This is a genomic window from Acidilobus sp. (genome assembly GCF_049973875.1).
Taxonomy (GTDB): Archaea; Thermoproteota; Thermoprotei_A; order Sulfolobales; family Acidilobaceae; genus Acidilobus.
The window spans coordinates 1-13,781 of the sequence record NZ_JBMFJI010000024.1 but is presented as its reverse complement, the minus strand read 5'-3'; the positions used below and the strand labels follow the sequence as shown (position 1 = coordinate 13,781).

Here is a 13,781-nt window from a genome sequence, read left to right as displayed (position 1 = left end):
CGGTCGTCTTCTTTCTTGTGGGCCTGTCCCTCGGCGGCTCTTTCCTGGCAGCCCACGGCGGGGCAAGCTTAGGCCTTAGCCATGGGGTCAGGGCATCCTTCGTCAACGGCACCCCGGTCACGCCCTCAGCCCTCGAGAGGGTCCTCAGGACCCCAGGGTCATAGTGGGGGTCATAGGCTCGGCCAACCAGTGGACGGAGCCGCTGTCCTGGGTGGCACAGCAGAACGCGCTCTACGAGACCGACGCGGGGGAGAACGAGGGCATGGGCTTCGCCTACGTAACTCGAGGCTCGGGATACCGTGGGTCATAGTGAGGGGGATCTCCGACAGCCCCTGGTTCCCGAGCGTCTACATAGGCCCCACGGCGGCCGAGGAGGCGGCCAACGTCACCATCTACGTAGTTGAGCACCTGGACCTTAACAGCGTGAGCGACGCCGCGGCCACGTTCTCGATGCTCTCGAACGTCAGCAACGCGGCCATCCACGGCTACATAGTCGCTGTCAGGGCCTACTACCTCGGGCTCAGGGTAATTGGGGTCTCCTACGTGAACCAGCAGGGGCAACTGGTTAACGAGACAGGGCCTGCCTTTGAAGAGGAGTACTACAGCGAGTACTCCTACTCGGCCGCCATGAAGGACCTGCTGGCGGCCAACAAGGTCATAGGCTAGCGGCCGGCCGCAGGGCGGCGGCCTGCAAAAAGTCAGCTAAGGTTGCTCCGGCACGAGCTCGTAGGTGAGGTAGCCCTCCGGCTCCCTCTTGACGACCTCCAGCCTGACCTTCATGCCGACCCTCAGCCTCTTGGGGTCCCTCTCCCTGACCCAGGCCAGCACCTGGACGCCGTTGCTCAGCCTGGCTATGCCCACCGTGTAGTCGTCGTAGTGGCCGAAGCTGTAGGGCTTAGTGTATATCACAGTGTAGGTCACCAGCTCGCCCTCCCTGGGCAGCTCAACCCACTCAACCTCGCCGTCCTTGACCCTGGGGCAGTCGACCTGCGGCGGGAAGAAGACCTCGCCCGTCTGCTTGCACCTGGTGGCGAGCACCTTGCCCTCGCTGAGGGCCTCGAAGAACTTCCTAGTCTTCTCTACGCTTATCAGGAACCTGAGCCTCATCTCCCTCTGGTCGTACCATGTGGCCACGTTGGTCTTGGGGTCCACTATGACCGGGACGCCGACTGACGACTTCATAGCGTTGGCATAGGCCTCAAGCTGCTTTAGGTAGGCGTCCGCCTCCTGCCTCTGGCTCAAGCCCCTCACCTCCCCCTGGGCTTCTCGAGGCCAAGCACGGTCACGTAGGCGTAGTGGCCGGTGCCGCCGACGTTGTGCGCCACAGCCATGCCCTTGTTTATGGTTGCCTGCCTCCCTGGCTCGACCTCGTGGAGGAGCTGCTTGGTCAGCTCAACGGCCATGCTTATCCCCGTGGCCCCCAGCGGGTGCCCCTTGGCCTTGAGCCCCCCGCTCAGGTTGACCGGTATGAGGCCCCCTATGTAGGTCTGCCCCTCCCTGACAAGCTTGTAGCCCTCGCCGCGCCTCACGAAGCCCAGGTCCTCGTAGGCCATGACCTCAGCTATGGTGAAGCAGTCGTGGACCTCGGCCACGTCGAAGTACCTTGCGGTGTTCTCAGCCTCAAGGCCGGCCACCTTGTAGGCCGCCCTGGCAGCCAGCTGGGCCGCCAGGAGCCCGGTGAAGTCCTCCCTCTTGGACAGGTTGGCGGTGCCCGAGGCTATGCCTATGGAGTGTATCCACACGGGCGAGTCCGTCAGCTTCTTTGCGACATCCTCGCTAGCAAGGACCACGGCGGCGGCCCCGTCCGTTATGGGCGAGCAGTCGTAGAGCTTTAAGGGCCAGGCTATGTACCTGCTGCTCATGCACGTCTCCAGGTCTATCTTCCTTGGGAACTGCGCCTTGGGGTTCATGCTGGCGTAGTAGTGGTTCTTGACGGCGACCTTGCAGAAGTCCTCCTCGGTGGCCCCGTACTTGTTCATGTAGGCCGTCGCGTAGAGCGCGTAGTAGCCGGGGAAGGTCAGGCCGAAGTTCTGGAACTCCCAGAAGTAGTTGCCGGCCCTGCCTATGAACTCCACCACGTTGGGGGTCGGGCTCTCGTTCATCTTCTCAACTCCGACCGCGAGGGCTATGTCTGCCATGCCCGAGGCCACGGCCTCATACGCCGAGGCAAGTGCCGAGGAGCCCGAGGCGCAGGCCGCCTCCACCCTGTGCAGCGGCTTGCCGGAGAGCCCGGCGTACTCGGCAACTACGACGGCCGACAGTGGCTCGCTGCTCCAGCCGCCCACGTTTGAGACTACCACGTGCTCCACGTCCTTAGGCTCCAGGTTTGCCTTCTCCAGGGCCTCCCTTATGGCCTCATAGGCCAGCTCGGCCAGGTTCACCTCGTTCCTGACCCCGAACTTCGCGTGGCCGTATCCCACTATTGCCACGTTCCTCAAGCGCTCACCTGGCTAAGTGTAAGGCATGAGGGCCTTATGTGTTAAGGCTTGGGAAGTTAGATACATCAAGGCGTGGGGCCCTTTAAAACAGTCCCCAAGGCTTAGGGGTTTAAAAGGGGCCAAGGCGAGCCCATAACTGCGGCTCGCCCATCCAGGGCTATTACCTACATCGGCCACCCCAGCCCCGGTGGGAGTTTGGTTACACTGGACGATGTTAGAAAGGCCCTCCAGCAGCTCTTCTCGAGGGCCGTGGAGGAGGTGCCGGAGATAAGGAGCTGGGACAAGGTATACCAGTTCTCAGTGCAGGGCCTCGGCGACTTCTACGTTGAGATAAAGGGCGGCGCCCTCAGGGTGGTCGAGGGGAGGCACCCGAAGCCAATAGCGACCCTCACCACGACCTCCGACGTGCTGGAGAAGATGATGTCGGGCCAGCTCGACGCCATGAAGGCCTTCCTGGGAGGGCAGCTGAAGATAACCGGGGACGTGCTTGACACAATAAACCTGAAGAAGCTAATAGATGCCGGCCTTGGAAAGGTAAGCGAGGCGTGAGCCGTCAGCCCTGAGGGCCAGGCCGGCCCTGGCTCTCCTAATTATTGCCGAGGCGGTGTCAGCGGCCGAGAGTATGCCCGTGCTGTAGGCGTCGACCAGGACCGCGTGGAGCTTCCTTCCCTCCTCGACGGTCCTCGGCTCAAGGCCCGCCGCCCTGTAGCCTCCAACCATGAGGGCCTCCAGGACGGCGGCGGGGGCGCCCCTGAGGCCCTGGGACCTGGCTATGAGCATGGCCTCCTCGGCCTCCCCCCAGGGGTCGGGCAGGTTCCAGGCGGCGTTGTCGCTCCCCAGGCCCAGGGTGACGCCGAGGCTTATGGCGTCGGCCACGGGAGGGGGCCTGAGGCCGTGCCACATGTTGCTCCTGGGGCACATGACAAGGGCTACTCCCCTCTCTGCTATGGCCTGAAGGTCGTCCCGCGAGAGGTGGGTGCCGTGCACTATTGCAGTGAAGCCGGCCCTCAGGGCCACCTCAAGGTCCCCCTCCCTCCTGTTCTCGGGGTCCTCGGCCACGTGGGTGAACGACGGCCTGAGCTGCGACGTGAGAGCCCTCAGCACCCCCTCGCTGTAGTCGAGGGGGCTGGAGAGCCCAAGGCCCTGACACCAGCCGGGGAACGAGGGCCCTGGGGTGCCGAGCACCAGCACGTCCATGTCAGGCACCATCGACCTGGCCCTCTGGGCCGCGAGGCACCCCAGGCCTCCCCCCTCCCTGAAGTCGACCAGGAGGCCGACCCCGAGCTCGTAGGCCGCCCTGTAGGTCCTCCAGATGTCCAGGGCCGTCTCAGTGGGGCTGAGCGTGGAGAGGAGCCTGTACTTGAGTCCATCAGGAGGGGCCACGAGCTCGTGAAGGCCCAGGTCAACGCCGAACTCCGGGAAGCGGCCGTCAGCGCTGTGCACGTGGGCGTTGGCCGGCTGGGGGAGGAGGGCGGCCCACGTCCCCCCTGCGGAGTCCCACGGGCAGCTGCCCCAGCCCTCCACGGACTCGACAACCCCATCATCGTCCACCGTGACGCAGACGTCCCTGACCGCCCTCAGGTCGTCGCCTATGAGCGCGAGGGAGGCCCTCAGGTGCACTTGGCTCACCGCCTGGGCCTGAGGGCATTGGCATGTTAAGTCTTTAATCCCGGGCCCCGGAGTAGAGAGCGGAGGCTTCAGCCATGGCCTACATGGAGAAGATGGACAGAATGGTGGCGCTGAACCAGCTCTACATACTGATCTACAGCGCCCTGGCGGTCGTCATAGGCGTAAACATGTACCTCTTCCTGCTTATATTCGTGTTCATAGCTATAAGCATGTTTGTGCAGAGCATACTGATGAGCAGCGGCCTCAACGAGAAGTCCTCCTACGCGGCCGAGGTGCTCTCGGGCAAGAGGCTCTTCCACGAGGACAACGCGAGGGCCATACAGAGCAAGGACACCATGATATACGTTGACCTGCAGGAGCAGACTAAGTTCTCCCTCTACACGACGCTCGGCATACTCATAGGACTCGCCTACTTCTTCGTGCTGTGGAAGCACGTGCCCGACCTGGCCGCTTACCTGTCCCTGGAGCTCTTCGGGAGGCAGATAAAGGACGTGGGAGTTGAGCACCTCAGGCTCCTCCTGTTCATAGCCTTCCTGCTCTACTTTGAGGGGTACTTCGTGATAAACCAGGGAATAATGATGTGGTCGCTCTCCAGGGTAAAGAAGCTCCCCGCCCTCAACGTGCCGACCTCCTACACAGTGACCGACAAGGGCATAGTAATCAAGGGGCTGTTCACGACAAAGGGCATAAGGTTCCCCCTGCCCCCCGACATAGAGGTGGTCCTGAACAAGGACAGGAGGTTCGTGGAGCTCACGAGGCAGGGCAAGAGGACCGTGACGAGGCTGAGGCTCTACACTAAGAACCCCGAGAAGCTGTACGAGATAATAAGGAAGGCCGCCTTCCCGGCCCCCTCAAGGGGGCAGGAGTCCTAGCGCTTGGAAACCGGTGCCCACTTCCTGCGTCGGACCCGCGGCAGCCCTCAGGGGGAGGGCCGCGGGGACCTCCAGGGAAAGGAGTAAGTATCGTACCCTATATTCCCCGGCCGGCCCAGGGTCAGGTTACGGGCATTGGCCCGTCCCAGGGCCCTGGGGAGAGGCGATGCGGAAGGACGAGGAGGTGCTGTCGCTGCTTAGGCCCTACGTGGCCGCCTGGTTCAGGGAGAAGTACGGCTCCTTCACGGACCCCCAGAGGGAGGCCATACCGCTAATAAAGCAGGGGAGGAGCGTGCTAATATCAAGCCCCACAGGGACGGGCAAGACGCTCGCGGCCTTCCTTGCAATACTCGACGACCTCCTTGCCATGGGGGAGAGGGGGGAGCTGGAGGACAAGATATACGCGATATACGTCAGCCCCCTCAGGGCCCTGGACAACGACATGTACAGGAACCTGGTCCAGCCGCTGGGCGAGATATACGAGAAGGCCAAGTCAATGGGCCTCCAGCCCCCGGAGGTCAGGGTGGCCACGAGGACCAGCGACACGCCGGCCAACGAGAAGGCCAGGATGCTGAGGAGGCCCCCTCACATACTGATAACGACCCCCGAGAGCCTCGCCATAAGCCTCGTGGCCCCGAAGTTCAGGGAGAAGCTCTCGACCGCCAGGTGGGTCATAGTTGACGAGATACACGAGCTTGCCTCCAACAAGAGGGGCTCGCACCTGGCCCTAACGCTGGAGAGGCTCGAGGAGCTGGTCAACGAGGCCCAGGGCAGGGGGCTCCAGAGGATAGGCCTCTCGGCAACCATATCGCCCCTGGAGGAGGTCGCCAGGTTCCTGGGCGGCTACTACGACGATGGGACCCCGAGGCCCGTCGAGGTGGTGGACGCCAGGTTCGCCAAGCCCTTCGACATAAGGGTGATAACACCCAAGGTGGACCTCATACACGGCGACCCGGAGAAGATAAATGAGGAGATATACAACACCGTGGCCGAGCTCTCGAGGACCGCCAGGACCACGCTTGTCTTCACCAACACCAGGAGCGCCACTGAGAGGGTGGTGTTCAAGCTGAAGAAGCTCATGTCCTCCAAGGGCTACGTGGACATGGATGAGATAGAGGCCCACCACAGCAGCCTCTCAAGGGAGGTCAGGCTTGACGTAGAGGAGAGGCTTAAGAGGGGCGAGCTCAAGCTGGTGGTCTCGAGCACCAGCCTCGAGCTTGGCATAGACATAGGCTACATAGACCTAGTCGTCCTCCTCAGCAGCCCGAAGAGCGTGAGCAGGCTCCTCCAGAGGGTGGGCAGGGCTGGGCACCACGTGAGCCAGGTGAGCAGGGGCGTTCTGGTGGCAGTTAACAGGGACGACCTGGTCGAGTGCGCGGTGCTGGCCAAGGCTGCCATGGAGAGGAAGATAGACAACGTGAGGATACCCAGGAACCCGCTTGACGTGCTGGCCCAGCACGTAGTAGGCATGTCAATAGAGAGGCCGTGGAAGGTGGAGGAGGCCTTCAGGGTGATAAGGAGGGCCTACCCGTTCCACACGCTGAGCTGGGAGGACTACATGAGCGTCCTCCGCTTCCTCGGCGGCAAGAGCCAGGGGCTCGAGGACGAGGGGGTCTACTCAAAGATAAGGCTTGACGAGGACCTGGGCGAGTTCGGCAGGAAGAGGAGCGCCAGGATGATATACCAGCTGAACTCCGGCACCATACCGGACGAGGCCAAGATAAAGGTCATATCTAAGGGCAGGAGCATAGGCAGCCTTGAGGAGGAGTTCGTGGAGATACTTGAGCCGGGTGACGTGTTCGTCCTCGGGGGCAAGACCTACAGGTTCCTCAGGGCCGAGGGCATGAAGGTCTACGTCGAGCCGGCCGAGAACGAGAGGCCCACCGTGCCGAGCTGGTTCAGCGAGATGCTCCCCCTGGCCTTCGACAGCGCCCTCCTGGTCGGGGAGTTCAGGGAGAGGGTGGGGGAGCTGATAGCCCAGGGCAGGGTTGACGAGGCCAGGAGGATGCTTATGGAGGAATACAGGCTGGAGCCGCACGCGGCCGAGGAGGTGATCCAGTACGTGTGGGAGCAGCTGGCCTACACCGGCGTGGTGCCCGGCAGGAGGAACATACTCATAGAGTACTTCCAGGGCGATGACGGCGAGTGGAGCATAGCGTTCCACACGCTCTTCGGCAGGAGGACCAACGACGCCCTCTCGAGGGCCTACGGCGCCGTGCTGTCAGACAAGCTCAACGTGCCGGTCAAGGTCTCAGTCACGGACAACGCCTTCATGCTCACCTACGAGGGCAGGGAGCCAGACGAGGGCCTCATAAGGTACCTGCTGAGCTCCGTTAGGAGCGACAACATCAGGCAGCTCCTGGAGGGGGCCGTGGTGAGGACGGAGATGATGAGGAGGAGGTTCAGGCACGTGGCCCAGAGGAGCTTCATGATACTGAGGAGGTACAGGGGGCACGAGAGGAGCCCCGAGAGGATGCAGCTCTCCGCCCAGAAGCTGCTTGACGTAATGCTTGAGGAGATGCCCGACAGCCCGGTCATAAGGGAGACCTACAGGGAGATACTGGAGGACTACATGGACATACAGGACGCCCAGAGGGTGCTCAGGTGGATAGAGGACGGCGAGGTGAAGGTAACCGTAAGGGGGCCGCTGCCCTACCCGTCGCCCTTCGCCCACAACCTGTTCATAAAGGAGTACAGCGACGTGGTGCTCATGGAGGACAAGCAGAGGATAATGGCGTACCTCCACGACAGGATACTGGAGTACCTGAGGTCAAAGGGCAAGGTCCTGGAGGAGGGCGTGCAGGCCCAGGGCGAGGAGGCTCACACGTAGCCAGCCTCCACTATCCTCCTCGAGGCCGACCTCCAGAAGCCCCTGAGGGCCATGAACGGGGCAGCTATCAGGAGCGAGGCGAGGCCGCTGTAAATGCTGAGGCTCAGCGACGCCTCGGCGAGCGAGAGGAGGGCTAAGGGCACTATAATTATGAAGGTTATGACCAGCCCCTTGGCCCTCACCTGGCCAGGCATGAACCCCTCGCTCCTCACCTGCGGCGACACCGCCAGGTAGGCTGAGGCGGCGTAGGAGAGCAGCGAGAAGGCCGGGCCCACCAGGAGCAGCTGGGGCACCATGTTGACCGCCTCCCTGAGGCCCATGAGCCAGAGGGTGACGTAGGCAGCCGCCAGGGGGAGCGAGGCGAGGAAGACCACGAGGGACCAGGAGAGGGCGCCGAGCCACATGTAGGTGCCCGGGTCCACGGCAGTGAAGGCGAGCCAGGGCCTCTCGTTCCCCACCTGGGAGGCGCTGGAGCCTATGAAGAAGGCCTCAACCGCTATGGCAGGCACGAAGAGGAGCCCGAAGAGCACCCCGTTGCCCGGGGCCCGCGGGACCAGGCCCAGGGCCACGAGGGCCACGCCAACTGCCAGGTAGGCCGCGGCGGCGATCGACATGTAGCCCATGAACCTCCTGACGCTTACCGTGCGGCTGAAGTACCTCGAGCCCCCTGCGCCGAAGCCCCCAACCCTCCCAGTTATGGTGAGAGTGTTCAGCTTCATCCTCAGCTCCGCCCTGAGCCCCCTGACGCCAGCGAAGGAGAGCGTGCTCGAGGCCACCTGCCCCCTGCCCTCGCTGACGACCGGGGAGTAGCCGTAGAGCAGCGGGGCCCTGCCGAGCCTCGTGGCCACGTAGGAGGTGAGGCCAAGGGAGAGGGCCGCAAGCGTGGCGGTGCCGGCCAGGTAGTAGCCGTTGAAGACCCCGGAGGGGCTCACAGGGTTCCTGAGCAGGGTTGATATCGACCACGCCGCCAGGGCCGCGGCCACCGCGACCCTCCTCTTGGCGGGAAGCTCGGCTATTGAAGCCGTCAGAGACGTCAGCAGGAGCACGAAGAGGACCATGTCTACTGCCGCGTACCCCAGGGGCACCTCTATGAACGGGAAGTACCAGCCCAGCCAGGCAACCGCCAGGAGGCCGCTCAGCACCATCTGCCCTATGTAGAGCGACAGCGCCAGGCTCCCCCTGCTTATGGGGAGGGTGAAGAGGTAGTCCCTGTCGGACTTTATCACAGTGACGCCGCCCTGCAGCGAGGCGAGGAATATGACAATGGCCGAGTATATGACCGCCATGGTCCTCTCCTGGGCAACCTCGCCAGGCGGGAGCTCTATGTGGTTAGCGTAGAGGTAGGCGCCGCTCATGACGCCGTAGAACAGCATCACCAGGGTTATTATAAGCAGGGGCCTGGAGATCCTGGTCCTAACGACGAAGGCTATGAGCTTAAGCCTCGGCACTCCTCATCAGCCTCGCCACGACGCTCTCCACGGGCTCCTCCTCCCTGGCCATCCTCCTCAGGTCGTCGAAGGTCCCCTGCCAGACCAGCCTCCCGCCGCTTATCATTATTATGTGATCTGTAAGCCTGCCGGCCACGCTCATTATGTGAGTAGAGACCAGCATGGTGGAGTTCATCCTGCTGAGCACCCCTATGACCTCCTCCTGGGTTGGTATGTCGAGGTAGTTGAGGGGCTCGTCGAGGAACACAACCTTGGGCTCGTGGATTATGGCCAGGGCTATGGCCAGCTTCTGCACGTTGCCCCTGGAGAGCGCCGACACCCTGTAGTTCTCGTACTTCCTCAGGCCCAGCAGGTCCATCATCTTCTCGGCCCTGTCCCTGGGGTCGTCGAGGCCCCTGAGGGCAGCTATGTACTCAAGGTTCTCCCTGACCGTGAGCGCCAGGTAGGGCGTGGCGTCCTCCGGCAGGTAGCCTATGTGGGCCTTCACCCCGTAGTCCTCCGAGGGGTCCCTGCCGAGGACCCTGACCTCGCCCCTGTCGGGCTTCATGAGGCCCACCAGCAGCCTGAGCGTCGTGCTCTTGCCCGCCCCGTTCGGGCCGAGGAGGGCGTACCTGCCGCCCTCAGGCACCTCGAAGCTGAGCCCCCTCAGTGCCGGCACGGTGCCGTAGAACTTAACTACGTCCCTGACCTCGATAGCGTTGGCCAAGGGGCTTCCCAAGGTGATGGGTGAGGCGAGGCTATAAAGCCTTTGTAAGGCTAGGCCCTCCTCCTCAGCCTGTCGAGGTCCTCGGGCCTTATGGCCACCGGGGAGCCCACGACCTCCCTGCCCCTTGCCATCCAGGCCGCGGAGGCGGCCAGGCCGAGGGCCCACATTGCTGTGGCATACCACAGGAAGCTGACGGCCCCCATGCCTGCCGTGGCGAAGAAGCTCACGAGCATGAGCACGTACGGCGCCACCCTGACCATGGCTATCCCCGTGGCCCTGAATGTTGTGGGGAACGAGAGGGACTCCAGCACGTTCCTCGAGGCCCACACGGCCTCAGTGAAGGCTCCGTTGGCGAGGAGCAGCGCCATGAAGGGCGCCAGGCCCGCCCTGAGGGCGGGTATGGCCGCCAGCGAGGTGATGAAGCCCCCGGCGAAGCTTGCCAGCGTGAAGGCCCTTGAGCCAACCCTCTCTATGGCCGCCGCGGCCGCCAGCCCGCCTATGGCCTCGCCCACGAAGTAGAGCATGACAATCTCAAGGGCGTGGGAGGGGAACTCCTCGGGGCCTATGCTGAGGGCCAGCAGGCCGAAGGTCAGCACGGAGGAGATGGCCATGAGGGTGAGCAGGGCGAGCCAAAGCCTTGCCTCTGCGCCGAGGACCACCCTGCCCCTCTCCTCAGGCCTCAGGGAGAGCCAGGGCCTCGACTCCGGCACCATGGAGCGGGTCACTGCCATTACAGCTATGGCCCCGGCTATCAGGGCCCCTATGGCTATCCTGCCGGAGGTCGCCGAGAGGCCGCCGAAGGCCAGGGCCAGGGCCGATATCACCACGGCGCCCACGTTGCCCACGTTAGTTATGAGCACCACCAGCCTCTCCTTTATGTCGGCCGGGGCGCTCTCAACTATGTAGCTCAGCACTATGGGGACCTCGCCCCCCATGGCCGTCTGAGCTATTAGCAGGCCCGCGAGGACCGCGTAGAGGCTGTTGAAGGCGAGTATCAGCAGGGCACCAAGGGCGTAGACGCCGAGCATGGCCATGTACGTTGACTTCCTGCCCCTTAGGTCAGTGAGCCTGCCCAGGGCCAGGTTGCCTATGAGCGTGCCCACGGGTATGGTTGAGAACACCAGCGGGGCTGCCCAGGGGGGCACCGATGAGAGAAGCGCCGACACCGAGGGAAGCGTGACGAAGACTCCCTCCAGGAACATGTCAAGTGTTGTGGATAGCAGCACCAGCCTCTGGTCCCTCGTGAGCGTCATGGCGGTCCCAGAGGTGGCTAAGGGATGGTGTTAATAAGCGCTGCGCGAGGCCGTGAGCGAGCATAAAACGGTTGATGAAATCGCGGGACGGGCGGGTAAGGGCCGCGGCCCCGCCCTGTAAGGTTAAGGCCCCCACGGCGCCGTGCAGCTGGGAGCGGCCCTGACGGCGAGAGCTGAGGAGGAGCAGGTTACCCTAAGCCCGGACAGCTACTCGAGGCCATCCAGGGCCTACGGCATCATAGTGGAGTCCCTGTCGCTCCTGCTGGAGTCCCTCGGCGGGGAGGCCGAGGTCAGGGAGGCGCTGGCTAAGCTGGGCCTGAGGCCTGGCTTTGACCTGAAGGCGGCGCTTGAGGCGGCCCGCGGCCTTAGGAGGGGCGACCGCCAGGTAGACCCATACGAGGTCCCAGAGCTCATGGAGGACGGCCTGAGGAAGGAGCTGGCGGCCTACTACACGGGCCCCAGGTGGGCCGAGCTCATGTCATCAGTTGCCGCGCAGTACTTGGACGAGTGGGGCGTCAGCGGCGCCGTGGCGGCGGACCCGTTCATGGGGACCGGCGCCCTCCTGCTGAGCCTGGCGAGGTCCCTGGGCTGCGGCAGGGTGGCCAAGCTGATTGGCGTGGAGAGGGACCCCCTGGCCTGCCTCCAGGGCTACTCGCTGCTGGTGAGCCTCTGCGGCGCCGACAGGGTGGAGGTGAGGTGCGGCGACTCCTTCAGGTTAGTGGGCCTCGGCCCCTCGGGGCTTGAAGGCAACTCAGCCCACGTGGTCATCACTAACCCTCCCTTCACCAGGTGGGAGCTGCTTGACAGGGGCTACAGGAGGTTCCTCGAGGGCCTCCTAGAGGCCTCCGGCTACTCAAGGTACGTTACCAGGGGACAGGTGAACCTCCAGGCCCTGGCCCTCTTCCTGGCCGACGGCGTGCTAAGGTACAACGGGCTCCTGGCGGCGGTCCTGCCGGCCTCCACGTTTTACACAATTTACGGCGAGGGGGTCAAGAGGTTCCTCAGGGAGAACTACTATGTAATGGCCCTGGCCCAGGGCAGGGGCCAGGCCGCCTTCTCAGTGGGCAGCGGCTTCAAGGAGGTTATCCTCCTCGCCTCAAAGTCCAGGAGGCGCGGGGCCACGGCCTTCATAACCCTGGGCGACGGGCCCGTGAGCTACTCGGGCGGCGCTGTCAGGGCCCCTGGGGCCTCCTACGTTGACCTTGCCAGCGCGCCTCCAGTGCTTGACTTCAACTGGCTCTCCCTCTTCGAGGTGGGGAGGCTGAGGCCCCTCCTGGAGCTCATCTCCAGGGCCACCTCCTCGGGCAGGCTCAGGCCCATGGGGGAGGTGTTGGGGAGGGGCGGCATGCTGAGAGGTGTAGAAATGTACGGCCCCGACTTCTTCCTCATACCCAACAGGCGCTGGAGGGTCGCGGGGGAGGGCGAGGACTCCATAATAATAAGCGACGGTGTCAGGGAGCTCGAGATCCCGAGGAGGTACCTGGTGCCCGCGCTCAGGAGGCCGGCCCTCTACGCTGACAGGCTGGTGGTCGATGCCGACCACTACCTCCTCAGCGTCCCCGAGGGGGAGGGGCTGCCGGAGGGCGTGAGGGAGTATGCGGAGTGGGGCCTCAGCTCTGGGGCTGCGTCGGCGGCGGCTAAGGCCTTCGGCGCCTCCTGGCTCAGCCACGTCTACAGGCAGGTCAAGGCTAAGGGGCCCTTCGCCACCCTCTTCCTGCCAGACAAGGTGGACCCTGCCTTCAGGGGCAGGGGGGTCTTCGCGGTGGCAACTGCAAGGCCAGCATCCGCCACCAAGAACTTCTACCTGGTAACTGACGGGGAGTGCTCGCCCCTGCTGACGCTCTGGTTCAACAGCACGCCCTTCATACTCATGCTGGTGCACGCGGGCAGGAAGATAAGCGAGGGCTGGAGCAGGCTCCTCGAGGACGACTACCTCAGGCTGCCAGCCCCGAGCAGGGAGGCCTGCAGGCTGCTCAGGTCGAGGGCGGAGGAGGTCATAGCCGGGCTCGCGGGGCAGAGGCTGCCGCCCCTCAGGGAGCAGGTGGGCGGCGGGCAGAGGCTCGCCATAGATGGGCCGGTAATGGAGGCCGTGGGTGCCAGGGACGGGGAGCTCGAGGACCTCCAGGAGCTCCTTGGGGAGTCGCTCGAGGGGCTTGCAGGCACGCCCAAGCGTTGAGGCGGGGCCTGCTACTCGAGCCGCGCAGCGCCTGGCGGCGGCTCGCGTCATCTGAGCGAGATGAACACGATGCCCTCAGCGAAGTTGACTGCGACGGCGTTAGAAGCCCGCCTCAGGAACGTGACGGAGATCAAAGGGTAAGCGCCGTAGTGGAGCACATATGACACCCTGTATACCTTGTCTCCTAAGCATAACTCAGCGTCGTCCCCTACCTCAAGCTTGATAGTACCTACGGGCGAGTCGGCCTCCCTCTCGCCTGAGGGCTCTAGCCCGAGCTCCTGTGAGATGTTGAAAGGGATTGCGACGTCCTCTCCCCTGAAGCCGGTGTCCAGTATGAAGGTGGTGTTGAACTTGCGGTCACCTTTACATATGCTGCCGCTAACGATTAATTCATCGGCCTGGGTGATCAGCCCCTTTATTATCACGGTC

12 protein-coding genes are annotated in these 13,781 nt (G+C 63.7%); 5 read left to right on the top strand and 7 right to left on the bottom strand.

Translation table 11 applies throughout. The features are described 5' to 3' along the window. The first annotated feature begins 309 nt into the window (after positions 1–309). The gene (locus ACP5H1_RS07025) at positions 310–666 is read left to right on the top strand and encodes a hypothetical protein (protein WP_427973425.1); all 357 of its coding nucleotides are present in this window, start codon (positions 310–312) and stop codon (positions 664–666) included. Between the two features lie 36 nt (positions 667–702). Here ACP5H1_RS07025 and ACP5H1_RS07020 read toward each other — a convergent pair whose 3' ends face one another. Both ACP5H1_RS07020 and ACP5H1_RS07015 read right to left on the bottom strand, forming a co-directional pair. After that, on the bottom strand, positions 703–1,242 hold the full coding sequence (locus ACP5H1_RS07020) for a Zn-ribbon domain-containing OB-fold protein (RefSeq protein WP_427973423.1): 540 nt from the start codon (positions 1,240–1,242) through the stop codon (positions 703–705). A 5-nt stretch (positions 1,243–1,247) separates the two neighbouring features. Next, positions 1,248–2,438: a thiolase domain-containing protein gene (locus tag ACP5H1_RS07015; protein WP_427973421.1), complete on the bottom strand. Its 1,191-nt coding sequence runs from the start codon at positions 2,436–2,438 to the stop codon at positions 1,248–1,250. A gap of 195 nt (positions 2,439–2,633) precedes the next feature. Here ACP5H1_RS07015 and ACP5H1_RS07010 point away from each other — a divergent pair, with 195 nt between their 5' ends. After that, on the top strand, positions 2,634–2,987 hold the full coding sequence (locus tag ACP5H1_RS07010; protein WP_427973418.1) for an SCP2 sterol-binding domain-containing protein: 354 nt from the start codon (positions 2,634–2,636) through the stop codon (positions 2,985–2,987). Here ACP5H1_RS07010 and ACP5H1_RS07005 read toward each other — a convergent pair. Next, positions 2,949–4,067 carry an amidohydrolase family protein gene (locus ACP5H1_RS07005; protein WP_427973415.1) on the bottom strand — a complete coding sequence of 373 codons (1,119 nt, stop codon included), beginning with the start codon at positions 4,065–4,067 and terminating at the stop codon, positions 2,949–2,951. The genes ACP5H1_RS07010 and ACP5H1_RS07005 overlap by 39 nt on opposite strands. A 74-nt stretch (positions 4,068–4,141) precedes the next feature. Between ACP5H1_RS07005 and ACP5H1_RS07000 the strand changes: the two genes are divergently transcribed. Then, positions 4,142–4,939: a DUF2208 family protein gene (locus ACP5H1_RS07000; protein ID WP_427973412.1), complete on the top strand. Its 798-nt coding sequence runs from the start codon at positions 4,142–4,144 to the stop codon at positions 4,937–4,939. Between the two features lie 166 nt (positions 4,940–5,105). Beyond that, the gene (locus tag ACP5H1_RS06995) at positions 5,106–7,769 is read left to right on the top strand and encodes an ATP-dependent helicase (RefSeq protein WP_427973409.1); all 2,664 of its coding nucleotides are present in this window, start codon (positions 5,106–5,108) and stop codon (positions 7,767–7,769) included. On the opposite strand, the gene ACP5H1_RS06990 is transcribed toward ACP5H1_RS06995, so the two are convergent. From ACP5H1_RS06990 to ACP5H1_RS06980, 3 genes are read right to left on the bottom strand one after another with little or no spacing between them, the layout of a single operon-like run. Next, a complete protein-coding gene (locus ACP5H1_RS06990; protein WP_427973406.1) occupies positions 7,760–9,217 on the bottom strand; it encodes a hypothetical protein in 1,458 nt (485 codons plus the stop codon). The two genes, ACP5H1_RS06995 and ACP5H1_RS06990, sit on opposite strands and share 10 nt — an antisense overlap. Beyond that, positions 9,204–9,923 (bottom strand): ABC transporter ATP-binding protein, encoded by a 720-nt coding sequence (locus ACP5H1_RS06985; protein ID WP_427973404.1) that lies wholly within the window; start codon positions 9,921–9,923, stop codon positions 9,204–9,206. Before ACP5H1_RS06985 ends, ACP5H1_RS06990 begins: the two co-directional genes overlap by 14 nt. Before the next feature lie 50 nt (positions 9,924–9,973). Next, positions 9,974–11,176 carry an MFS transporter gene (locus ACP5H1_RS06980; protein WP_427973401.1) on the bottom strand — a complete coding sequence of 401 codons (1,203 nt, stop codon included), beginning with the start codon at positions 11,174–11,176 and terminating at the stop codon, positions 9,974–9,976. 142 nt (positions 11,177–11,318) lie between these two features. On the opposite strand from ACP5H1_RS06980, the gene ACP5H1_RS06975 reads away from it, so the two are divergent. Then, positions 11,319–13,352, top strand: coding sequence for an N-6 DNA methylase (locus ACP5H1_RS06975; RefSeq protein ID WP_427973398.1), 2,034 nt, complete (start codon positions 11,319–11,321; stop codon positions 13,350–13,352). A 47-nt stretch (positions 13,353–13,399) separates the two neighbouring features. On the opposite strand, the gene ACP5H1_RS06970 is transcribed toward ACP5H1_RS06975, so the two are convergent. Then, a partial coding sequence (locus ACP5H1_RS06970; RefSeq protein ID WP_427973395.1) for a hypothetical protein occupies positions 13,400–13,781 on the bottom strand: 382 nt, incomplete at its 5' end.